This is a genomic window from Streptomyces sp. RPA4-2 (genome assembly GCF_012273515.2).
GTDB classification, from domain to species: Bacteria; Actinomycetota; Actinomycetes; order Streptomycetales; family Streptomycetaceae; genus Streptomyces; species Streptomyces kaempferi.
The window spans coordinates 911290-934835 of sequence record NZ_CP050975.2; the positions used below are offsets into that span (position 1 = coordinate 911290).

Consider the following 23546-nt stretch of genomic DNA (forward strand, 5'->3'; position numbering starts at 1 on the left):
GGGGGCGGGGCGAGGGGAAGTCAGAGGAGGCGGGGCGAAGGGCGAGGGCGTCCCGCCTACCGGGCCGTGTTCCGGACCGGCGGGACGCGACCGCGTCAGGGGAGCCGGTAGTTCGCGTCCAGCGCCGCGCCCGCCTCGGGGTGCGTCTGGTCGTAGCCGCGGGCGTCGCACTGGAGTCCGCCGACGACACAGTGGTCGACGAGCGCCTTGAGGGTCGGCGCGTCCCACGCGTTGAAGAAGTCGTAGTGGAACGAGTAGCCGGCGCCGCTCGCCAGCCTGACCTGGGACATGTCACCGTTGACCGGGAAGGCCATCTTGAACTCGATCATCGGCAGGGCGACCGGGTGGTCGTCCGGGCAGATGTTGTTGTTGGTGCCGGGGTTGACGACCGGATACGCCATGTGGCTCTGGTGGTTGGGGGTGTCCAGGTATTTTCCGTCCCAGCAACTGGGGGCCTGGAAACGGATGTTGAGCTGGACGTCCTGCCTGTCCGGGCACTGCTGCGGGAAGTCGATGTTGAAGAAGCTGTCGCCGCACTCCCACCCCTCCACGAAACCACGGTGGTTGCGGAAGTCGGCCGCCGACTGCATGGGATTGCCGACGACGAAGCGCAGCCCCTTCGGGAAGGGCCGCACGCTGGTGTAGTCGGTGACGCCGGCCTTGTAGTAGATGACCTGCGGACCCACCGGAAGCACCGGCGTGCTGCCCTTGAGCAGGGTCGGCATCCAGTAGGCCGACCTGTCGCCGGGCGCCTTGCAGGTGGTGCCACCGGCGTCGAGCGAGGCGGTGGTGCTGGCCGCGTTCGTCGTGGTGTTGCCCATGAAGGTGTGGTCGTGCGACTTGCCGGGCTGGCCCGGGTAGACGATCGGGTCGTCGGGCCGGGTGTGGGACACCGAACAGTTCGCCTGGAACTCGTGGAAGTAGCGGTGCGCCGGCTCCGCCTTGGAAGGGACGACCCCGGTCACCGGCGGGTTCGCCGGGATGTAGCCGTCGCCGTCCGGGTCCTCGGGCGAGGCGAGCGTCGAGGCCGGCATCGCGTGACCCGTGTGCACGGTCGTCGACACGGCCACGGACGATGCCGGGCCGGCCGCCGGGTCGGCGCTCATCGCCACTCCGGCCAGGCCTAGCGAGGTCAGAACCAGCGCGCTGGACATCAGGATTCCTGAGACGATCTTCGATCTCCGTGCCATGGAGACCCTCCTGCCACGTCGATGGGGGCGGTGGGGGTCGGGCGGCCGTGAGCGGCGTGGGGTGCACGGTGCTGCCGCGGTCGCCCGCGTGACGGACCATCACATGTGCCGGGATGCATGGGAGAGCGCTCTCCCAGCCAGGAGTGTTGTGGCGGTGACACAGGAGTGTCAAGGGAAATGGACGGAGGATCACTCCCGGCCCTTCGCGCACCTCTTGAACGCAGGCACGACTCGGAACGCCCGCCGAATGGGGTCCATATGCTCGCGAACTACCGCATCGACAGGCCGAGTTGACTGTTCACTCCGCAACAACATCCGGGACTCCGGTCACAACTCTTGACGCGTCGTTCACCTGGATGAAGCATGCATCGGCAAGAGAGCGCTCCCCGTACCTCCCACCGTTCACTTCCTGAACCAGGAGAGTCGCCCCCATGCCTTCAACCCCCACAGAGGCCCAGGACTCGGGCCGGTCGCCGGTGGCACGGCGTTCCGTACTCGGCGCGATGGCCGCCGCTGCCGCCGCTCCCGGGCTGCTCGGACTGTCCTCGCCGGCATCCGCCGCCCCCGCCGCGCCCGTGAAACAGCCGCAGGCCCTGCCGGGCGGCGGCGACCTCGGCCCCAACGTCATCGTCTTCGACCCATCCACCGCCGGTATCCAGTCCAGGCTGGACCAGGTCTTCCGGCAGCAGGAGTCGGCCCAGTTCGGCACGGGACGCTTCGCGCTGCTGTTCAAGCCGGGCACCTACAACGGGCTCAATGCCCAGCTCGGCTTCTACACCTCGATCGCGGGCCTCGGGCTGTCCCCTGACGACACCACCATCAACGGCGACGTGACCGTCGACGCGGGGTGGTTCAACGGCAACGCGACCCAGAACTTCTGGCGCTCGGCGGAGAACCTCGCCCTCAGCCCGGTCAACGGCACCAACCGGTGGGCGGTCGCGCAGGCCGCCCCCTTCCGTCGGATGCACATCAAGGGCGGCCTCAATCTGGCGCCCAGCGGCTACGGCTGGGCCAGCGGCGGCTACATCGCCGACAGCCGCGTCGACGGCTCGGTCGGACCGTACTCGCAGCAGCAGTGGTACACCCGCGACAGTTCGGTGGGCGGCTGGACCAACGCCGTCTGGAACATGGTGTTCTCCGGTGTCCAGGGCGCACCCGCGCAGTCCTTCCCGAACCCGCCCTACACCACGCTCGACACCACACCGGTCTCGCGGGAGAAGCCGTTCCTCTACCTGAGCGGCAGCGAGTACCGCGTCTTCCTGCCGGAGAAGCGGACCAACGCGCGCGGCACCACCTGGGGCAGCGGCACCCCGCGCGGAACGTCGCTGCCGCTCAGCCAGTTCTACGTGGCCAAACCGGGCGTCTCCGCCGCCACCCTGAACGCCGCGCTCACTCAGGGCCTCCATCTGCTGCTGACGCCGGGCATCTACCACCTCGACCAGCCGATCCAGGTCAATCGCGCGGGCACCGTGGTCCTGGGCCTCGGTTACGCCACCCTGATCCCGGACAACGGCGTCACCGCGCTCAGGACGGCGGACGTCGACGGGGTACGGCTGGCCGGCTTCCTGATCGACGCCGGTCCCGTCAACTCCTCCACCCTCCTGGAGGTCGGGCCGGCCGGGGCCTCCGCGGACCACTCCGCCAACCCGACCACCGTGCAGGACGTCTTCGTCCGGATCGGCGGCGCGGGCGCCGGCAAGGCCACCACCAGCATGGTCATCAACAGCCGTCACACGATCATCGACCACACCTGGGTCTGGCGCGCCGACCACGGCACCGGCGTCGGCTGGGAGACCAACCGGGCCGACTACGGGATCCGCGTCAACGGCTCCGACGTCCTGGCCACCGGCCTGTTCGTCGAGCACTTCAACAAGTACGACGTCCAGTGGTACGGCGAGCGCGGGCGCACGATCTTCTTCCAGAACGAGAAGGCGTACGACGCGCCGAACCAGGCCGCCATCCAGAACGGCGGGATCAAGGGGTACGCGGCCTACAAGGTCGCCGACTCCGTGACCACGCACGAGGGATGGGGCCTGGGCAGCTACTGCTACTACAACGTCGATCCGACGATCGTCCAGCACCACGGGTTCGCGGCACCGAACAAACCGGGGGTGAAGTTCCACAACCTCCTGGTCGTCTCACTGGGCGGCAACGGGCAGTACGAGCGGGTCGTCAACGACACCGGGGCACCCACCTCAGGGACCTCCACCGTGCCGTCCACGGTGGTCTCCTACCCCTGACCGTGCCCCGGGGGCCGGCTCTCAGCAGGCGGTCAGGCTCCCGAGGTCGACCGCGTCGGCCATCGCCTGCATCCCCTTGTCGTTGGGGTGCAGGTGGTCGCCGCCGTCGAAGAAGGGCAGGATGCGCTGCGGGTCGTAGGGACTGCGGGTGATCCTGTCGAAGTCCGTCACGCCGTCGAGCGCGCCGCTGGTCCTGATCCACTCGTTGACGCCCTGCCGCACCGCCTCGGAGGCGGCGTCGTACTCGGACCAGTCCTTGAACGGCATGACGGTCGCTCCGACGACACACTTGCCCGCCGCGTGCGCCCGGTCGATGATCTGGCGGTAGCCGGCGATCATGTCGTCCACCGTGACGCCGGTGTGGGCCTTGATGTCGTTGATCCCTTCGAACAGGAACACCGTCCGCACCCCGGGCTGGGAGAGCACATCGCGGTCCAGCCGGTTCAGCGCGGCCTGTCCGGCACCGTCCGCGAGCACCTTGTTGCCCGAGATCCCCTCGTTCGCCACTCCCTTCACGGGGATGCCGGGCGCCGCCTGCAGCCGCTGGGACAGGTAGTCGGGCCAGCGACGGTTGCCGTCCGTGGTCGAGGCCCATCCGTCGGTGATGGAGTCACCGAGGGTCACCACCGAGCCGACCGCCGTGGGCGTCTCCACGTCGACGGCGTCCAGCCAGTACCAGGAGCCCATCGGATCGGTCCAGTTGGCCGCGCCCTCCTCGGCGGCGTGGTCGCCCGCGGTCGCGTAGTTGGTCTGCATGGCCATGCCGTGACCGGTCGTGGGTCCCTCGGCGCCCGTCACGTACAGGCTGATCACCAGATCGCTCCGGGCGGCCAGCTTCCCGGGCAGCGGATCGCTCAGCACCACCTGTCCGGCGGGGACGGTCACGGACGGGGCTCCACCGTTGAAGGAGAGCCGCCGGTTGGAGCCGTGGACCAGCTCCGCACCCTGTCTGCGCAACCCGGCGTACGCGCTGGCGAAGGTCACCGGGTGCTCGCCGAAGGCGTTGGACAGCCGGATCCGCAGGCCGGTGCCGCCGACGCTGGTGCGCACGATCAGGCGGTAGCTGCGGTCGGCGGGCCCGGCGCCCTGCCGGTCGGCGCCGGCACCCCAGGTGACGACGGAGTGTCTGCCCTTGGCGGCGGCAGGGTTCGCCACCGTGCTCGGAACCTTCGCCGGCGGCTGGGTCACCTGCTGCGCCTGCGCCGTCGACGAGGCGGCCAGGGGTCCGCACAGGGCCATGACGAGGGCCGAGAAGACGCCCACCGCACGGCGGCGGTACGAGACGGCGCTCATCCGAGGTTCCGGAGCGTGACGGACTCACCCGGCGTAAGCGTGATCTTCCGTGCGGTGCCGCCCGCGACGACCGTGGTGGCACGGCCGCCGACGCTCTTCACCGTCGCCCGGGTGACCTTGCCGTTCTTCCAGCTGAGGTCGACGACGAAGCCTCCGCGGACACCCACACCGGCCACCGAGCCGGATGCCGACCAGGCGGCGGGCAGCGCGGGCAGCAGTTCGACGTGGCCGGGGCGCGAGTAGACCAGCATCTCCACGATCGCGGCCGGGGTGCCGAAGTTCGCCTCGATCTGGAAGATGCCGCGGCCCTGCTCGACCTCGTAGATGTCGAAGAGGTTCATCGCGCTGCCGTTGCTGCCGTCCGACGACGGCTTGAGGTTGTTGACGACGAGCTGGTAGGCCTTCTCCGCGTCCTTGAGCCGCGCCCAGCACAGACTGCGCCAGGCGTTGGCCCAGCCGAAGCTGTTCATACCGCGCGCGGTGAGGAGAGCCGTCGCGCCGGCGACGATGTCCTTCGGCGTGGAGTCGTCCGGACGGATCCGGTCGCCGGGGAAGAGCCCGATGAGCGGGGAGAGGTGCCGGTGCGTGGTCTCGCCGAGGTTGTCGGGCGACATCCACTCCTCCAGCCAGCCGGTCTTGGGACTGACCACGGGCAGGTACAGGCGCTTACGGAGACCGTCGACGGCCTTGCTGTAGGCGGCGTCCCTGGCGAGTACCTCGGTCGCGGTGCGGAAGTTGCCGAAGAGGTTCCACACGAGTTCCTGGGCGTAGGTGATGCCCTTGGCGTCCAGTGGACCCTGCTCGGGCGACCAGTCGCTGTCCGCGACCAGGACCTCACGCGACGCGCCGGACGCGTCGGTGACGGTCGTGGTGACGAGACGGGCCTCCCAGAACTCCACGGCGCCCTTGAGGAGCGGGTAGATCTTCTTCAGGTAGGTACGGTCCTGAGTATACTCGTAGTGCTCGAACAGGCTCTGGCAGAGCCAGGCGTTGCCCGCCGGATGCCACCACCAGCCGCCCCCGCCGTACGGGTTGGTGGAGATCGCCACGGTCCAGCCGGCGATCTTCCCGCTGGAGTTCCGGTAGCGGTTGGACGGGTCGTTGAACAGCCGCTGGGTGACGTCCGTCCACGAGGACAGCTGCGCGAGGCAGTAGTCCGTGAGGGCGTCGAAGCAGTCGGACAGACCCGCCCGGTCGGCCATCCAGTAGTTCATCTGGATGTTGATGTCGGTGTGGTAATCGGCCATCCAGTCCGGGTCGTTGCCGTCCAGCCAGGGACCCTGAAGGCCCATCGGCAGACTGCCCCGCGATCCGGAGATCATCAGGTAGCGGCCGAACTGCAGGTAGGCGGCCTCCAGTTCCGGGTCCGGGACGTCGTCCCGGTGGCGTGCCTGTATCCGCTCCCAGGTGTCCAGTTCGCGCTGCGCGGCTGACGACGTACCGAGGTTGATGTCCAGCTGTCCGAACACGTTCCGGAAGTCCGCGACATGGGTGTGGAGCAGGGTGCTCGCCGAGTGGCCCGCCGCGTTCAGGACCTTGGTCCTGGCGAGACGCTCCGGGGCCAGGGACGGGTCGCGGAACTTCTTCGCCGCATCGGGCGCGTAGTCGGTGCCGCCGCTGACGACGACCGTGAGGTCCTTGCAGCCGTTGAAGGCGATCGACGTACCGTCGACGCGGACCCGGCCCGTGCTGCTGTACGCGGTGACGGCGGCGCCGTACTTGAGGCCGTTGGCGAGGGAGGCGCCGAACGACGCGTAGCGTCCGGCGCTGTTGGCGGTGGTGGACTCGCCATGGGTGCCGGCGAGGGAGACGGTACCGGTGTAGGAGCCGCCGCCCCGCTGGGAGAAGTACAGGACGATGGCGTCGTCGGGGCGGCTGGCGAAGATCTCCCGCCGGTAGGTCACGCCCGCGACGTCGTACGAGGTGGTGACCAGGCCCTGGGCCAGGTCGAGGGTGCGACGGTAGTTGTCGACGCCGCCCAGGTCGTGGTCCGGGATGGTCACGTCGAGCCTGGCCAGCAGGGTGAGTGACCCGAAGTCGTCGCGCCCGTAGGGGAACTGGCCGTCGCTCTGCAGCTTGTCGTTGAGATGGCCGGTCCACAGCGTGGCGTCGGTGATCATCAGGAGTTCGTCGGCGGGGTCGTTGCTCACGAGCGCCCCGAGACGTCCGTTCCCCACCGGCAGCCCCTGCTCGATCATCGAGTGGGCGGAGCCGGGAGCCTGCCACCACAGCTGGTTCCGCGCGGCGTCGGCCGGGGACAACAAAGGTGACTCGGTGGGACGCCGGGGAGCCGCCGACGCGGTGAAGGCGGGCAGCGCTCCGAGAGCGGTGGCCGCGCCGGCAGCGGCGGCGAGGGCGAGGAAGCCCCTGCGACTGGGCGTGTTGTCGCGTGGTTCGGTGTGCTGGATGTCCACGGTGGTGCACTCCAAATCCGAGAACGGCTCATGCGGGAACGGCTCGTGCGGGAACGGCTCGTGCGGGAACGACGGCTGCGGACCGTCGGCGTCGGGCTGGTCCCCGCGGGGCCCGGGGCGTGTCACCGGGCCCCGCGGGAAGCAGGTCAGACGGACTGCGGAACGACGATCCTGTCGATGTCGGGTGCGTACCCGCTGCCGCTGTCGAAGGTGATGGTGTTGGAGCCCGCCTTCAGTGCCAGCTGCACACTGACGGTCTCGGCCGTGCCCCAGTCACCCGTGGACGGGAACTTCAGACTGGTGCCGTTGCCGCTGTTGGACAGGACGGTCACCGAGCGGGGGTCGCCGCTGACGTAGGCCACCTGGACGGTGTAGATCCCGTCCTTCTTCACCGTGACGTCGTTGATCCGCACCTTGCCGCCGGTGTACAGGTTGCCGACCTTCTTGCCGCCGGAGCAGGCGTCGCATCCGGCGACGGAGGCGTTGCCCGACAGGGTGTTGGCGGTCGCCTCGGCCTCGTAGCTCGTGGTCGTGAGCGCGCCGCCACCGGGCTTGACGGTGAACAGCCGCGAGCCGTGGGCCGGGAGCGCCTCGGTGATCTTGTTCTTGTGGGTCCCGAGGTCCGCCTTGTTCCACAAGTCGCGCACGGAGGCGTTCCCGCTGAATCCGAAGGACGCCCAGTCCGCGGTGACGGAGGCCGGCGAGTCGCCGAGGTTGAACAGGGCGACGGTGTAACTGCCGTCGGGGTTCTTGGTGCCCCAGACCTGCTGGTCGCCGACCGGGGTGACCGGACGCGCGACGGGCGAGTCGTTCTGGTCGACGGCGATGACCTCCTTGTTGGTCAGCAGGGAGACGCCGTAGCTGTCCAGCTTGGTGATGTCGTCACCGGTGAACAGCGGCGACTTGTTGATGGCCCACAGGGTCATGTAGCTCTGCCGCTCGGCCTTGGTGAGGCCGTCCATCTCGCCGTTGCCGACGTCGATGGCGTCCAGGTCGTTCCAACCGCCCGGGGCCGCCTTGCGGCTCCACGCCGGCGCGTCGTCCCACCGGTCGTTGACCGAGTTCTCCCAGGTGACCAGGGTGTTGCAGTAGCACTCGACATCGGTGTCGATGCGCCAGCCGTTGGAGTACTGCTTCCAGTCGGCGGCGTGGCCGATGTCGAGCGACCAGGAGAGTTCGAGGTGGATCGGGCGCCCGGCGGTGGCGATGGCCTTCTGCCAGGCGGCGACGTCGGCGACGTTGTTGTAGTTGTCACCGGACTTGAACGAGCCCGGACCGACTCCGTCCAGCTTGAGGAAGTCGTAGCCCCAGTCGGCGAACTGCTGGGCCTGCGAGTCGATGTACTTCTGCGCACACGGGTTGTCGAAGTCCAGCTTGTAGGCGTTGTCCCAGCCGTTGGTGGTGCGCAGGTCCGAGTAGACGACGTCGGCGGTCGTGCAGCCCGGGGCGTTCCAGACCGGGACCTTGCCGTCGCCGTAGGCCCCCTTCTCCAGGCCGACCGGCAGGTAGATGCCGGCCTTGAGGCCCTTGGAGTGGATGTGGTCGGCGACCGACTTCATGCCGTGCGGAAAACGGACGGGGTCGGGGGTCTGCCGGCCGTACTGGTCGAAGCCGGTCTTCCAGCTCTTGTCCATCCACCAGCCGGCGTCGATGTTGACGTGGTCGTAGCCGTACTTCTTGAGCTTGGCGGCGAGGGCGTCCGTCTGCTTCAGGACGTTCGCCTCGGTGAGGTAGCTGTAGTCGCCGTCCGGGTTGAGGCCCGGGTACTTCGACGACTGCATGCTCCAACTCGACCAGCCCATGTAGGGCTTGGCGGCCACGGCGGGGGCTGCCTTGGCGGGGGCCGGGCCGGCTGCTGCCGGACCGGCGTGCGCGGCCGGGGCGGTGGTCGCGATGCCCGCGGTGAGCGCGAGGACGACCATGGCTCTCAGAGCGCGGGTGGGCAGGACGGGGTACGAGGATGACCGCATGGGTCGTGCCTCCTGGGAGTGGGTTCAGGGTGGGGCGGCTCAGCCCTTGCCCGAGCCGATGGTGAGTCCGCTGATGAACTGGCGCTGGAGCGCGAAGTACACCAGCAGCGTGGGGATCGCGGTCATCAGGGCGCCGGCCGCGATGAGGTTGGGATTGGTGAAGTACTGGCCCTGCAGGTTGGCCAGGGCGGAGGTGACGGGGCGCTTGTCGCCGGTCTCGATCAGCGCGAGCGGCCAGAAGAAGTCGTTGTAGATCCAGATCGATTCGAGGGTCGCCAGGGCCGCGAACGCGGGGCGGCACAGCGGCAGGACGATCTGGAAGAACTGTCGCCAGACCGGGGCGCCGTCCACGAGCGCCGCCTCGGAGATCTCCTTGGGGATCGTCTTCATGTAGTTGCTGAGGACGAAGGTGCAGAAACCCGACTGGTAGGCGATGTGGATGGCGATGATGCCCCACACCGAGTTGTAGAGCAGCAGCGAGTCGCTCATCCACTGCGGCAGCGGGACCAGGAGGTAGAGGCGGTACAGGGGGGTGATGAGGACCTGCGCCGGGAGCAGGTTGCCCGCGGTGAACAGCATGAGCAGGACGATGTTCCAGCGGAAGTCGAAGCGGGAGACGAAGAAGGCGACCGCCGCCGAGAACAGCAGCGTGCCCAGGACCGCGGGGACGGTGATGAGGACGGAGTTCCAGAAGAAGTGCGGCATCCCGGACTGCTGCCAGGCGTCCGTGAAGTTGCCGAGGCTCAAACTGCGGGGCCAGGACAGGTAGCCGTGCTTCGCGGTGTCCGAGTAGGGCCGCAGCGAGGTGTACACGGCCCAGAGCAGCGGGACGAGCCAGAGCAGGGCGATGCCGGCGAGCATCACGTGGCGGCCGGTCTGGCGGCGGGGCCCCTTGCCGGTCCTCGGCGGCTCGTGCCGGGCCGTGGTCCCAGCGCCCGGCCGCGTCATGGTCGTGGTCACTGGTCCTCCTTGCGGAAGGTCTGGACGAGGAAGGTCCCGATGGCGGCGAGGGAGACCAGGAGCAGGACGACCGCGAGGGCGGAGCCGTAACCGATGTGGCTGGACTCGCCGATGATGTTGTCGGTGATGAGCAGCGAGAGCAGCTCCATGCCGGGTTTGCTGCCGACGCCGCCGCCGAGGACGTAGACGATGTCGAAGGCCCGCAGGGACTCCATGACCGTGACGACCAGGATGATGATGTTGACCGGTTTCATGGCGGGGAACACCACGCGCAGGAAGGTCTGGCGGCCGTTGGCGCCGTCGAGTGCGGCGGCCTCCTTGAGCGCCGGGTCGAAGCCCTTCAGGCCGGCCAGGTACAGGATCATGATGTAGCCGGTGTGCCGCCAGCCCGAAGCGACGAGGACGGCCCACAGGTTGAGGTCGGCGTTACCGAGCCAGTCGATGTGGTGACTCGAACCGGCCGCGCTCAGAAGGCCGTTGAGGAGTCCGGTGTCGGGGTTGTAGATGATCTCCCAGATGAAGCCGACGACGGCCAGGGAGAGCACCATCGGCAGGAAGATCGCGGTCTGGTAGATCCGGGTGAAACGGATCTTCCGGTCGAGCTGATAGGCGAGGAAGATGCCGAACGGTGTGGGCAGCAGGGCCGTGAACAGCAGCCAGATCACGTTGTGCCGCACCGCGGGCCAGAACGGCGGGTAGTTGGTGAAGATCTGCTGGTAGTTGTCCAGGCCGATCCAGTGGATGTCGGCCAGGTCGATGCCGTCCCAGGTGGTGAAGGACAGCCCCAGGGAGGCCAGCGCGGGCAGCCAGACGAAGAAGAGCAGGGCGGCGAGCGGGATGCCGATGGCGACGGTCAGGAAGATCCGGTCGCCGGGGCCGAGACGGCGGGGACGCGTGGGGGGACGCGTACGGGGACGGTGCGGCACGTCGGGGGTGACGGGTGCGGCGGGCGTGACAGGGGTGGAGGACACGGTGCGGGAGACCTTTCCGGTCCTGGTCAGGCCGTGAAGAATCGCGAGCGCTGCGATTCGATCTTCTTCAGCGTTCCCGTGCCGTCGTCGGGGTGGCCGAGCCACTGGGTCAGTCCGGGGAGCACGACGGTGGAGATGAAACCGGGATCGCTGTCACGGTCCGCGAACTGGCTGATGTGCTTGGCGGAGGCGATGAGCTCCGCGGACTTCTTCTGCAGCGCGTTGTAAGAGCCGGTGTTCGCCTGCTCGTTGACGGCGAGGTTGCTCGGGTCGACCCCCATGTACAGCTCCTCGGCGTGGGCACCCCCGAGGAACTCCAGGAACTTCTTGGCCCCGTCCGCGTTCTTGGGCCTGCGGCTGAGCATGAAGCCGTCGGTGGGGGCCTCGACGGCGTCCTGGCCGTGGGCGGAGTCGATCTCGGGGAAGGGGAAGAAGTCGATGTCGGCCCGGATCGCCTCGTCGGTGATCTGCTGGCCGAGGAAGAGACCGATGACGGCCATGCCCGACTTCTTGTCGAGCAGCGACTGCGCGGCGTCCTGCCAGGACCGGCCGCCCGCGCCCTGCTGGTAGTAGGGCGTGAGTTCGCGCCAGTGGTCGAGGGTGGCGACGGCGCGCGGGTCGGTCCAGGAGACCTTGCCGCGCATCAGCGACATGTGGAAGTCGTAGCCGTTGGTGCGCAGGTTGAGGTAGTCGAAGGCGCCGAGGATGCTCCAGCTGTCGCCGCCGCCGTATCCGGAGGCGATCGGGGACAGGCCGTCCCGCTTCATGCGCTTGGCGAGAGCGACGAACTCGCTCCACTTCTGCGGGACTTGGTAGCCGCGTTCCTTGAAGAGGCTCTTTCGGTAGAAGACGGCCCACGGGTAGTTGTACAGCGGAACGAAGTAGAACTTTCCGTCCTCGCCGCGGGAGAGCTGCTTGGTGGCGTCGCTGAAGCCGGCGCCTATCTTGTCCCACACGTCGTCGAGCGGCGTGCAGAGCTTCTTCTTGGCGAAGTACTGCATGCGGTATCCGGCGAACCAGGTGAAGACGTCGTCCGGGGTGCCCTGCAGATAGGTGGAGATGCTCTTCTGGAAGGTGTCGTGGTCGACGGTGTTCGTCTTCACCGTGAGACCGCTGTCCTTGCCGAACGCCTTGGTCAGGCCGGCGTAGGCGGATTTGGGGGTGGCGTCGGCGCCGTTGGAGCCGAAGGTGACCGTCTTCGGGTCGGCCCCCGCTCCCCCGCCGCACGCGGTCAGTACGGGCGCGGCCAGTGCGGCGGCGCCGAGTCCGAACAGCCCGCCGACGACTCTGCGCCGGCCGGGGTCACGCGCAGCCAGGGGATTGCGGCTCTGCTGCGTCATCGTCGCTCCTCATGCGTGTCAGTACGTGGTGATCTTCGGTGCGTGTCTGCTGTCGTACGGTCGGGACCTGGTACGAGTCGGTGGTCGATGCGAGTCCGTGGTCGATGCGGGTGCGTGGCTGATGCGGGGACGGCACGTGCGCGGGTGGTCCTCGGTGCGCGCTCCGTCCTCAGTGCGCTTCCGATGTGATGAAGGACTGGATCGCGGTGGCCGCGGCCCCGCGCGCCCACTCCTCGAAGGGCAGCGGGCGGGTCTGTACGTCGCACATCGCGGCCGACCCGAAGGCGGCCGCGCCGAACGCGTCGCGGATCTGTTCGGCGAACAGGTCGTAGGCGGCGAGCCCTTCGCCGGAGATGATCACCCGCTCGGGGCCGAGGAGGTTGGCCACGGTGGCGATGCCCCGGCCGATCGCCTCGCCCGCGCGGGCGTACACCTCGCGCGCTCCGGGGTCGCCGTCGTGGGCCAGGTCCAGCGCCGCTGCGGCGTCGGCCACCCGTACACCCGTCACCTCCCGGACCTGGGCGACGATCGCCGAGTCCGAGGCGATCGCCTCGACGCAGCCGCGGTTGCCGCAGTGGCAGAGCGGACCGGCCGGGTCGATGGCGACATGCCCGATCTCACCGGCCACGCCGTGGGCTCCCGCGACCACCTGGCCGTGCACGACCAGACCGCAGCCGATGCCCGCGCCGACCGTCACCAGGGCGAAGTCGGACAGCCCCACTCCGGCGCCGAACCACTGCTCGGCCACGGTCAGGGCCCGTACGTCGTTGTCCACGGTGACCGGAAGTCCGGTGGTCATCCCGGCCAGTTCGGCGAGCGGCACGTCGCGCCATTCCAGGAACGGCGAGTAGCGCACCACTCCGGCCGAGCGGTCCACGTCGCCGGAGACGGCGATGCCGATGCCCTGGACCCGGACCCCGAAGCCGTCCGCCTCCGTCAGCAACTCCTGGACGAGCGCCGCGGTCGAGGCCAGCACCGACCTGGGCGCCCGGGACGTGAGCGACACGTGCCGGGCGACCCTGATGCGGCAGCACAGGTCCGTGAGAACGGCGATGAGTTCGTCGCCCGTCATCTTGATCCCGATGAACAGGGCCCTGCCTCCGTCGACCCGCACCGGGTTGGCGGGCCGCCCGAGAGCGGGCTGCCGCCCGTCCTCGGCGACGTCCTCCAGGAGGTAGCCCGCCTCGATGAGGGGACGGACCGCCTTGGTGACCGCCGCGGCCGACAGCCGGGTCCGCCCCGCTATCTCCGACCGCGTGAGCGGACCGTGGGACAGCACGGTGGTGAAGATCTGGGAAGCGGCCGGCGTATGGGCCGGGAACGCCTCGGGGGGAGAGGTCGAGCGCATGGCCGGAACCTAGGGTCATTATTTTCTGCTGTCAATGAAAGAAACAGGATTCGTCTGAGGATGCTTGAGGAGATGCCTGTGACCTGCGAATGCAAAACCTGGATGGGGCATTGACACGTGATCCATGGTCGGGGTTGGCTTTCGCTCGTCTCGTACGTGGCACCGTCTGAACGTGAGGACCCATGTCGCCGATCTCCTTCGCCCCGGACACCGGGCTCTGGCTGCTGTCCACCCCGCGCACCTCGTACGCGCTGCGGGTCGACGAGACCGGGGCGCCGTGCCACGTCGCGTGGGGCCCGCGGCTGACCCTCGAAGAGGCCGAGCGGATCGCCGCCGTCCCCCCGGCCGTCGCGGCCAGCAGCTTCGAGGGCAGGCCCGGGGTCGGGGAGGAACTCCCCGTCGACGGCGGGACCCGTTACGGACCGCCGTCCCTGCAGGTCAGGTTCGAGGACGGGTCCCGCGCCTTCGAGTGGCAGCCGGCCGGCCACGACGTGCGCGAGGGCGAGCTGACCCTGTCGTTCCGTGACCGCCGCTACCCCCTGCGGGTGGAGCTCCACTACCAGGTGCGCGACAACACGGACGTCATCGAGCGCTGGACGGTCGTGCGCAACCTGGGCGACGAGCCGGTCACCCTGCTGCGCGCCGACTCAGCCGCGTGGACCCTGCCGCTGCTGCGGGACTACCGGCTCGGCCATGTCACGGGCCAGTGGTCCGCGGAGAGCCGGCTCCACCGGGACCGACTGGCCCACGGCGAAACGGTGTTGACCAGCCGCCGCGGGATCACCAGCCATCACGCGAATCCTTGGGTGATGCTCGACTCGGGCGAGGCGACGGAGGACCACGGCCGGGTGTGGAGCGCCGCCCTCGCGTGGAGCGGGAGTTGGCGCGTCACCGTGCAGCGCACCCCCGACGGGCGGGCCGGGTTCACCGGCGGGATCGGCCACGACGGTACGACCGTGCCGCTGGCGCCGGGCGAGGAGTTCACCGCTCCCCCGTTCGCGGGCCTGTGCACCGACGGCGGCTTCGGCGCGGCCAGCCGCGCCTGGCACGCGTACGTCCTGTCCCATGTGCTGCCACACGCGCGGGAGGACGCGCCGGTGCTCTACAACTCCTGGGAGGCGACCGGCTTCGACGTCGACGAGGTCGGGCAGAAGGGACTGGCGGAACGGGCCGCCGCGCTCGGGGTGGAGCTGTACGTCGTCGACGACGGGTGGTTCGGGGCGCGCCGCAGCGACCACGCGGGACTGGGCGACTGGACGCCGTCGGCCGACCGGTTCCCGGACGGGCTCGCCCCCCTGGTCCGCGCGGTGCACGGTCTCGGGATGCGCTTCGGCCTCTGGGTGGAGCCCGAGATGGTGAATCCGGACAGCGACCTGTACCGCCAACACCCCGACTGGGTCCTGCACTTCCCCGGCCGGCCCCGCTCCGAGCTGCGCAACCAACTGGTCCTCAACTTCGCCCGCCGCGAGGTCGCCGACTGGGCCTACGAGTGGCTGACGCGGCTGGTCGGCGACCACGGCATCGACTTCCTCAAGTGGGACATGAACCGCGCGTTCAGCGAGGCGGGCTGGCCCGGGCAGCAGGACGGCACGGACCGCCTCGGACCGCAGTACGTGCGCAATCTCTACGGTGTTCTCGACCGTCTGCGCGCGGATCATCCGGCGCTGCGGATCGAGTCGTGCAGCGGCGGGGGCGGGCGGGTCGACCTGGGCATTCTCGCCCGTACGGACCAGGCGTGGGCCTCGGACAACACCGACGCCGCCGACCGGATGTGGATCCAGCACGGCTACGGCCAGGTCTACCCCGCGCGCACCATGGGCGCGTGGGTGACGGACGTGCCCAACCAGCTCACCGGACGTACGGTCCCGCTGCGATTCCGTTTCCATGTCGCGATGGCCGGAGCGCTGGGCATCGGAGGTGACCTCACCCGCTGGTCCGAGGACGAACTGCGGGACGGTGCCGCCCTGGTGGCCGACTACAAGGCGGTGCGCCACCTGGTGCAGCACGGCCGGCTGGACCGGCTCGCGCCGCCCGCGGACTCCGACGCCGTGCTGCAGTACACCGCCGGGGACGCCTCGGAGACGCTGCTGCTGGCGTACCGGCGGGTGGCCCGGCACGGCAGCCCGCATCCGCCGGTCCGGCTGCGCGGCCTGACCCCGTCGGCCCGCTACCGCGACACGCACACCGGCGCCGTGCACCACTCGACCGTGCTCGGGGAGTACGGGATCGTCCTCGATCTGCCGCCGGGCGACTGGTCGAGCACGACGGTGCACCTGGTCCGGGAGGCCTGAGCCGGGAGCGGGCAGCTCTGAGCCGGTCCCCGCCCGGGTCGGAAACGGACCCGGGCGGGGATCACCCGCGGGGCCGGAACCGCGGAACCGGCTGCGGGCTGCGGGCTGCGGGCTGCGGGCTGCGGGTCGGCTACCCGGTCAGTAGCGCTGGGCCTTCGTCAGACGCGGGGTCAGCTGGGGTGTGGTGGGCTGCCTGCTGATGGCGACGGGCTGGGCTCGCTTGCCCGGTTCGAGGTTCTCCGCACCCACGAACCGGGTCTCGACGACCTTGCCCTTCGCGTCCTCGAAGTCGACCTGCACGGCGTACGACGCCTTCTTGTCCGTCTTGTTGGTGATGCTCACGAGCACCGCGAGCAGCCCGCCGGTCTGTCCCCTGGGCAGACCGGTCATCGCGACCTCGGACCTCGCGTTCCCGCCGCCGTGAACCTTCTTCAGCTCGGCCTCCGCCGCCGCGCTCGCACGGGCGGTGTCGGCCGAGACGGACGCCGCGAACTCCGACGCCGCGGCGGACAGGGACGAGGCCGCCGCCGACGCCGAGGACTGGGCGGAGGCCACGGCCGACGAGGCGGCCGACGCCATGGCGGACGGCGCGCTGCCGGAGAACGACCCCGTGACCGGCGCCGAGGGGCGGGCGCTCGCCGAGGCCGTGCCGTTGTCGTTGCCGCTGCCCGTGCCGCACGAGACGAGCGCGGCGCCGCAGGTCAAAGTGGCCAGGAAGGCCGCGCCCGTACGGGTTCGGCTGCCCCGTCGGGGGTCACCGTAGGTGCGTCTGCTCATGAAGCTCGTCCTCTTCCTGCCGGTCCGGAACCCGGTCCACGGGCCTGTTCCATGCTCCGTGCCCGCCTCCGCGTCCGCGATCGGTGCTGACCCGTTGGGGTGCTCCGCCCAGCGGAGGTCCGGGTCCTGGCCGCCCGCGGTTGGACCAGACCAGTTCTGCGTGAATCGTTGACATGTACTCCACCCGCCGCAATTCTGAGAGCGCTCTCAGAGAATCCGGACGGCTTCCGTCCGCAGTGATCCACCTCGTTGGAACCCCCACGTCAAGGAGGAAGAGAGTGCAGAGAAAACGCACATGGCGAGCCTTGGCGGTGGCCGCGGCCACCCTCACCGCGGCGCTGCTGACCTTCGGAGCGCCGTCCGGGGCCGAAGCAGCCGTCCCGGAGACGATCCCGCTCAAGGTCACCAACAACTCCGGCCGCGGCGACCCGGTCTACCTCTACGACCTCGGCACCCTGCTGTCGACGGGACAGCAGGGCTGGGCCGACGCGAACGGCACGTTCCACGCCTGGCCCGCCGGAGGCAATCCGCCGACACCGGCTCCGGACGCGTCGATCCCCGGACCGGCGAACGGCCAGACGAAGACGATCCGCATCCCCAAGTTCTCCGGCCGGATCTACTTCTCCTACGGCCAGAAGCTCGACTTCCGGCTGACGACCGGCGGCCTGGTCCAGCCGGCCGTGCAGAACCCGAGCGACCCCAACCGCAACATCCTCTTCAACTGGTCCGAGTACACGCTCAACGACTCAGGGCTGTGGATCAACAGCACCCAGGTCGACATGTTCTCGTCCCCCTACGCCGTGGGGGTCCAGCTCGCCGACGGGAGCACGAAGAACACCGGTCACCTCAAGGCCGGCGGCTACACCGGGTTCTTCAACGCCCTCCGGGGGCAGCCGGGCGGCTGGGCGAACCTGATCCAGACCCGGTCCGACGGCACGGTCCTGCGGGCTCTCGCCCCGGGCCACGGCATCGAGTCGGGCGCGCTCCCGGCGACCGTCATGGACGACTACGTCAACCGTGTGTGGCAGAAGTACAGTTCGTCGACGCTGACGGTGACCCCGTTCGGCGACCAGCCGAACACGAAGTACTTCGGGCGCGTCTCCGGCGGCGTCATGAACTTCACCAACAGTGCCGGAGCGGTCGTCACCAGCTTCCAGAAGCCCGACTCCGACAGCATCTTCGGCTGCTACAAGCGGCTCGACGCCCCCAACGACCTGGTGCGCGGACCGATCTCACGCACCCTGTGCGCGGGCTTCAACCGTTCCACGCTGCTGACCAATCCCAACCAGCCGGACACCGGTTCGGCCGGCTTCTACCAGGACACGGTGACCAACCAGTACGCCCGCAAGATCCATGCGCAGATGGCCGACGGCAAGGCCTACGCGTTCGCCTTCGACGACGTCGGCAACTACGAGTCGCTCGTCCACGACGGCAACCCCCAACAGGCCTACCTCACACTGGATCCGTTCAACTGACCGTGCTCCGGTCGGCCGGTGGCACACCAGCCCCCGGCCGTCCGGGAGTTCAGTCCTGCTCCACGCACAGGACGGGAACGTTCTGGACGAGGTTGTTGGCGAACCCGCCGCGGTTCCAGGGCTGTCGCAACGGCTGGGTGTTGCCCTCGGCGTCGGTGGCCCGCACGCTCAGCGTGTGCTGCCCGGGCGCGGCCGTCCAGGCGAACCGCCAGCGCCGCCAGGCCCAGCTGTGGCCGCCGACGGGTTCCAGCTCCGCCTCCCGCCACTCCCGGCCCCCGTCCGTGCTCACCTCCACGCCAAGCCACCGGCGCCCACCCCGACCAGGCTCGCCCCTCCAGGGGCACGGCTCCCTCCCGGACCACCCGGGCCCGGGACATGAAGTCGGGAAAGCCGGGCGGCACCAGCAGGGCCCGCGGGGCGATCCGGGTGACCGGCTCCCCCACCTCACCGGCGTCCTGGCGCAGCCGATAGGCCGCCACCTGCTGGAAGCCCTCGAACGGTATGTCGATCACCGTGATCCCGCGCAGCCACTTCACCTGGGCCATCCCGTACCAGCCGGGGACGACCAGCCGCAGCGGGAACCCGTGCTGCGGCGGCAGCGGGCCGCCGTTCATCGCGTACGCCACCAGCGCCTCGGGGTCCTCCCCCAGGGCCGCGGCCACGGGCAGCGCCCGCTGGTAGTCCTGCTCCACCCCGCGCTCGACCCCGTGGTCGGCGCCGGTGAACACCACGTCCACGGCGCCGGCTCCCACCCCGGCCTCGGTGAGCAGCACCCGCAGCGGCACGCCCGTCCACTCGGCCGTGGACACCGCCTCGACCAGCCACGGCTGGCTCACCGGCCGGGGGGTCAGCAGGGCCCGCCCGTTGCCCGCGCACTCCATGGTCACCCGTCGGGTGACGGCGGGATACGAGGTCAGCTCGGCCGTCCCGAGCACCCGCGGCCTCCGTACCCGCCCGCCGATCGAGAGCGTCCAGGGGGAGCCTTCGGCGTACGGGATGTCGTAGTGCGTCTGCACGTAGTGCAGGCCGGGCGGGGTGACGTCGTAGCGCAGGGCCTCCAGGGGCAGCCCGTGGTTCCGGGCGGCGAGAGCCAGCTCCTGCCGGCTGATGTCCTCGCCGGGGCCGGCCACCCTCGCGGGTCCGCTCACCTCGTCAAGGTGATGTCCCATGCCCGTATTCTCCGCCCGGACGGCGGGTGGGGCCAGGTCATGACCGCCTCCTCCCTCCGGTGGACGCGAAGTGACGTATTACGGGACAGTCCTCAGGCCCGGAACGGCACCGGGCAGGTGCTCCGCTCCACCAGGTCGTGCCAGCCCGACTCCAGCCGCTCCACCGTCATCCCGCGCTGCCGGGTCAGATGGAGGATCAGCGCGGGTTCGAGATAGCCCATGAGCGTCTGCGCGAGCAGTTCGCCGTCCGCGGCGGGGACGGCCTCGCGCAGCAGCATGGCGACGTGGGTGAAGCGGACGCGGTACGGGGCGGAGTTGAAGCGGCGGGAGGCGTCCGGTTCGGCGGCGATGTACAGATCCAGCCGGTCGCAGGTCTGGCGCAGCGCCCCGCAGCCGAAGGCGTGCAGCCGGTCCGCCGGTGAGGCTCCCGGGCCCAGCGGCGGGGGGCCCTGGAAGAAGGCGGCCTGGAACTGCCGCTCCGTGTGGTCGAGCAGCGCCATCAGGAGGCCGGTGCGGTCGCCGAAGCGCCGGAAGACGGTCCCCTTGCCCACGGACGCGGCGGCGGCGACGGCCTCCATCGTCACGTTGGCGACGCCGCGCTCCTCCACGAGGCGGGTCGCCGCCTCCAGCAGCCGGGCGCGGTTGCGCGCCGCGTCGGCGCGCAGCTGCGGGCCCTCGGGCCCGGAGGTCAGCTCCAGCAGCACGGGCTGGGTGGCCGGTTCCGGTCCCTTCGGGAAGGGCGGCAGCGGGGTGGACATGAACACAGCGTAACGGCAACCGGGGACAACTGGACCCTGGTCCGCTTGAGTGATACAACCTTGAACAGACCAACAAACGGACCTCGGTCCGGTTTATTACGGCATTATTTCGTCCCCGGGAGTTCCCCATGTCCGTACGTATCCTCGCGCTCGTCGGCAGCCTGCGCGCCGGCTCCCACAACCGTCAGCTCGCGGAGGCGGCCGTCAAGCTGGCCCCCGAGGGCACGGAGATCGAGCTGTTCGAGGGCCTCGCCGAGGTCCCCTTCTACAACGAGGACCTCGACGTCGAAGGCGGTGTCCCGGCCGCCGCCGTGGCACTGCGCGAGGCCGCGGGCCGCGCCGACGCCTTCCTGCTCTTCTCGCCGGAGTACAACGGCACGATCACGGCCGTCCTGAAGAACGCCATCGACTGGCTGTCCCGCCCCTACGGTGCCAGCGCCTTCACCGGTAAGCCGGTCGCCGTGGTCGGCACCGCCTACGGCCAGTTCGGCGGCGTGTGGGCGCAGGACGAGGCCCGCAAGGCCCTGGGCATCGCCGGCGCCACCGTCCTGGAGGACGTCAAGCTCTCGGTTCCCGGCTCCGTGATCCGCTTCGCCGAGACGCACCCGGTCGACGACACCGAGGTCGCCGGCCAGCTGGCCGAGGTCATCAACCACGTCACCGCCGCGGTCGGCACCGTCGACGCCGCCTGACGATCCGCGCGAAGGACCGGTCCGGCAGCGCCGGGCCGGTCCTTCGCGCGTCCGCGGCCGGCGGCCCGGTCCACGATCTTGGCGGAACGGAACCCTCCGGGCCAAGATGCCCGCATGAAGGGTGATCTTTTCTCCAGTGAGCACATGGTGCAGCCCGCCGTCACGCCGGGCATGACCGTCCAGAACGCCAAGTCGATCAAGTACGCCGTCAACGGCGACATGCTCGCGCGCCAGGGGGCGATGATCGCCTACCGGGGCAACCTGCAGTTCGAGCGCAAGGGCCAGGGCGTGGGTGGCATGCTCAAGCGGGCGGTCACCGGCGAGGGACTTCCGCTGATGACCGTGCGGGGGCAGGGCGAGGCCTGGTTCGCCCACGAGGCGCAGAATTGCTTCATCGTCGACGTCGAGCCGGGCGACGTCTTCACCGTCAACGGCCGCAACGTCCTGTGCTTCGACTCCACGCTGTCGTACGAGATAAAGACCGTGAAGGGTGCGGGCATCACCGGCGGCGGTCTGTTCAACAGCGTGTTCACCGGGCACGGCCGACTGGGACTGATCTGCGACGGGAACCCGTTGGTGATTCCCGTGTCCCCGCAGCAGCCGGTGTTCGTCGACACGGACGCGGTCGTCGGCTGGACCGCCCATCTGCACACCTCCCTGCACCGGTCGCAGTCCATCGGCTCGATGATCCGCGGCGGCTCCGGCGAGGCCGTACAGCTGAAGCTGGAGGGCGAGGGCGTGGTGGTGGTGCGCCCCAGCGAGGTGACACCGCAGAAGACGCAGCAGCACTGACACCAGGACGGTGAAGGGGCCCCGCCGCACGGCGGGGCCCCTTCGCGTGCTCCGTCAGCGCCCGACGGCGGGGGTGTTGGCGGTCGTCACGTTGACGGCGGCCCACGCCCTGTCCACGGCCCGGTACTCGGCACCGGTCGCGCCGTACATGTCGGCGGCGGCCTTGAGCGTGGCGGTCCGCGCGTCGTGGAAGTCGGTCGTGGAGACCATGTAACGGGTCAGCGCGCGATAGAAGATCGCGGTGGCCTTGGCCCGGCCGATTCCGGTCACCGGCGAACCGTCGTACGTCGGCGACTCGTACTTCACGGTGCCGATCGTCTTGCGGCCGCTGCCCTCGGCGAGCAGGTAGTAGGCGTGCGAGGAGACACCGGAGCCCGCGTGGACCTCGGTGTCGTAGGCCGCCGGTGACCAGTAGTCGATCGTGCCCTCCAGCTTGTCCAGGGAGGGGTGGTCGAGACGGCGCAGGAACTTCTGGGCGAGACCCAGTTTCTCGCCCATGAGGTAGTTCGGCGGGTTCTTCGGGTTGTTCGCGGTGAACTCGACGTTCGAACCGAAGATGTCGGCGAGCGACTCGTTGAGGGCGCCCGGTTCGCCGTACTGGTTGCCGTCCCGGTCCACCCGGGTGGGCTCGAGGGCGGCGGTGGCGTCGACGACGCCGTGGGTCAGTTCGTGCCCGGTGACGTCGAGGACGACGAGCGGCTTCTTGAACATGTCGCCGTCACCGTCGCCGTACAGCATGCAGCCGCACGTCGAGTCCCAGAAGGCGTTGCCGACCTTCTTGCCGAAGTGGACCATCGCGCGAGCACCGGTGCCGTTGTTCTTGATGCCCTTGCGGCCGAAGGTCTTCTTGTAGAAGTCCAGTGTCTTGGTCACGCCGTACTGCGCGTCGACCGCGACGGTGGCCCGGTTGGCGGTCGTGCCCGTGCCCCACTTGTCGTTGGTGCTGGTGAACTTCTTGCCGCGCGTGAAGGATTCCAGCTCCCGGCCCCCGGCGTCCCGGGTCTCGGTGTTCCACCGAGTCGGGTCCTTGAGGAGGTAACTGGTGCGCGCGGTACGGGTGGTGGTCAGCGTCACCTTTCCGACGAAGAGGGACGCGCCGCTGCCGGTGGCTGTGACCGGGTAGTGGACCGCTGCCGCCGTCGCCGCGAAGAGACTGGCCGGTCGCGCGGCCGTGCCCGTCGCGGGGTTCGCCGTCTCGCCCCGCTCGCGCAGCTTGTCCCGCAGGGACGGCGAGATGAACTCGTCGCTGTCGGGGTTGTTGCTGCGGATCCGCCCGGTCCGCGCGTCCACGACGACCGTGCGGGAACCGCCGGCCGACGTGGTCGCGCTGTCCGTCACCCGCACCTGATAGGCGAGGGCGGCCGCGCCGTCCCGGGCGTCCACGACGAGTTGAGCGGTGCCCGCGTCGCCCTCGGCGGCCGCGGCGGCCTTCCGCTCGGCCTGATCGGTCGTCAGCTTCGCCTCGGTGGTGGACGGCTTGACGCTGTGGCCGGCGGCCCGGGTCACGCCGAGATAGGCCGACTGCCCGCCGAGATGGATCACGAGGTCGCCGCCGAGCACCGGAAGTCCCTGATGACTGCGGACGAAACGGACGTGCCGCTTGCCGTCCGGGTCCGTCATGACGTCCGTCGCCCGCAGGGTGTCGCCGGGGCCGACCCCGGTGGCCGACGCGTGGGCGAAGGCGGCGGCCTTGGCCACGTCGACCGGAGAAGTGGCCGAAGTCGCCTGGCGGGCGGGCGAGTCGGGGGCCGCGGCGAAGGCGGGGCCCACCGGGAGCGTGGCGGCCGTCGTCACCACGACGGCGATCGCCATCCGGCGTATGTGGGGTCTACGCACTGAGTTCCTTCGAACAGAGGCGGCGGGCAT

Annotated in this window: 16 protein-coding genes and 1 pseudogene; 5 read left to right on the forward strand and 12 right to left on the reverse strand. The window is 69.8% G+C overall.

Annotated features, from left to right (window positions below; all coding sequences use genetic code 11):
* Positions 1-95: 95 nt before the first annotated feature.
* Complete coding sequence (locus HEP85_RS03565; RefSeq protein WP_168526120.1) at positions 96-1190, reverse strand: DUF1996 domain-containing protein; 1095 nt, start codon at positions 1188-1190, stop codon at positions 96-98.
* 431 nt (positions 1191-1621) lie between these two features.
* On the opposite strand from HEP85_RS03565, the gene HEP85_RS03570 reads away from it, so the two are divergent.
* On the forward strand, positions 1622-3430 hold the full coding sequence (locus tag HEP85_RS03570) for a coagulation factor 5/8 type domain-containing protein (RefSeq protein ID WP_168526122.1): 1809 nt from the start codon (positions 1622-1624) through the stop codon (positions 3428-3430).
* A gap of 21 nt (positions 3431-3451) precedes the next feature.
* Here HEP85_RS03570 and HEP85_RS03575 read toward each other — a convergent pair whose 3' ends face one another.
* The 7 genes from HEP85_RS03575 to HEP85_RS03605 form a co-directional block, all read right to left on the reverse strand.
* Positions 3452-4723: an SGNH/GDSL hydrolase family protein gene (locus HEP85_RS03575; RefSeq protein ID WP_168526123.1), complete on the reverse strand. Its 1272-nt coding sequence runs from the start codon at positions 4721-4723 to the stop codon at positions 3452-3454.
* Positions 4720-7137 carry a glycoside hydrolase N-terminal domain-containing protein gene (locus HEP85_RS03580; RefSeq protein ID WP_168526125.1) on the reverse strand — a complete coding sequence of 806 codons (2418 nt, stop codon included), beginning with the start codon at positions 7135-7137 and terminating at the stop codon, positions 4720-4722. Before HEP85_RS03580 ends, HEP85_RS03575 begins: the two co-directional genes overlap by 4 nt.
* A gap of 146 nt (positions 7138-7283) precedes the next feature.
* Entirely contained in the window at positions 7284-9107 is a 1824-nt protein-coding gene (locus HEP85_RS03585) for a carbohydrate-binding protein (RefSeq protein WP_168526127.1), read from the reverse strand.
* A 39-nt stretch (positions 9108-9146) separates the two neighbouring features.
* Positions 9147-10067 carry a carbohydrate ABC transporter permease gene (locus HEP85_RS03590; RefSeq protein WP_248001822.1) on the reverse strand — a complete coding sequence of 307 codons (921 nt, stop codon included), beginning with the start codon at positions 10065-10067 and terminating at the stop codon, positions 9147-9149.
* Positions 10064-11038 carry a carbohydrate ABC transporter permease gene (locus HEP85_RS03595; protein WP_168526129.1) on the reverse strand — a complete coding sequence of 325 codons (975 nt, stop codon included), beginning with the start codon at positions 11036-11038 and terminating at the stop codon, positions 10064-10066. The genes HEP85_RS03590 and HEP85_RS03595 overlap by 4 nt, the downstream gene beginning before the upstream one ends.
* 26 nt (positions 11039-11064) lie before the next feature.
* The gene (locus HEP85_RS03600) at positions 11065-12378 is read right to left on the reverse strand and encodes an ABC transporter substrate-binding protein (RefSeq protein ID WP_168526131.1); all 1314 of its coding nucleotides are present in this window, start codon (positions 12376-12378) and stop codon (positions 11065-11067) included.
* Positions 12379-12547: 169 nt separating this feature from the next.
* Positions 12548-13726 carry an ROK family transcriptional regulator gene (locus HEP85_RS03605; protein WP_168526133.1) on the reverse strand — a complete coding sequence of 393 codons (1179 nt, stop codon included), beginning with the start codon at positions 13724-13726 and terminating at the stop codon, positions 12548-12550.
* A 182-nt stretch (positions 13727-13908) separates the two neighbouring features.
* Here HEP85_RS03605 and HEP85_RS03610 point away from each other — a divergent pair, with 182 nt between their 5' ends.
* Positions 13909-16017 carry an alpha-galactosidase gene (locus HEP85_RS03610; protein WP_369657574.1) on the forward strand — a complete coding sequence of 703 codons (2109 nt, stop codon included), beginning with the start codon at positions 13909-13911 and terminating at the stop codon, positions 16015-16017.
* Between the two features lie 138 nt (positions 16018-16155).
* Here HEP85_RS03610 and HEP85_RS03615 read toward each other — a convergent pair whose 3' ends face one another.
* Entirely contained in the window at positions 16156-16794 is a 639-nt protein-coding gene (locus HEP85_RS03615; protein ID WP_168526135.1) for a hypothetical protein, read from the reverse strand.
* Between the two features lie 311 nt (positions 16795-17105).
* On the opposite strand from HEP85_RS03615, the gene HEP85_RS03620 reads away from it, so the two are divergent.
* On the forward strand, positions 17106-18269 hold the full coding sequence (locus tag HEP85_RS03620) for a glycoside hydrolase family 64 protein (RefSeq protein WP_248002441.1): 1164 nt from the start codon (positions 17106-17108) through the stop codon (positions 18267-18269).
* 49 nt (positions 18270-18318) lie between these two features.
* Here the strand turns inward: HEP85_RS03620 and HEP85_RS03625 are convergent.
* Together HEP85_RS03625 and HEP85_RS03630 are read right to left on the reverse strand one after the other, a co-directional pair.
* Positions 18319-19438, reverse strand: a pseudogene (locus tag HEP85_RS03625) (sulfite oxidase).
* 92 nt (positions 19439-19530) lie between these two features.
* Positions 19531-20196: a TetR/AcrR family transcriptional regulator gene (locus HEP85_RS03630; protein ID WP_168526141.1), complete on the reverse strand. Its 666-nt coding sequence runs from the start codon at positions 20194-20196 to the stop codon at positions 19531-19533.
* Between the two features lie 128 nt (positions 20197-20324).
* Between HEP85_RS03630 and HEP85_RS03635 the strand changes: the two genes are divergently transcribed.
* Entirely contained in the window at positions 20325-20888 is a 564-nt protein-coding gene (locus HEP85_RS03635) for an NAD(P)H-dependent oxidoreductase (protein ID WP_168526143.1), read from the forward strand.
* 114 nt (positions 20889-21002) lie between these two features.
* Positions 21003-21680, forward strand: a complete 678-nt coding sequence (locus HEP85_RS03640) for an AIM24 family protein (RefSeq protein WP_168526145.1) — start codon at positions 21003-21005, stop codon at positions 21678-21680.
* Positions 21681-21734: 54 nt separating this feature from the next.
* On the opposite strand, the gene HEP85_RS03645 is transcribed toward HEP85_RS03640, so the two are convergent.
* Complete coding sequence (locus HEP85_RS03645) at positions 21735-23516, reverse strand: M4 family metallopeptidase (protein WP_211117815.1); 1782 nt, start codon at positions 23514-23516, stop codon at positions 21735-21737.
* Positions 23517-23546 lie beyond the last annotated feature (30 nt).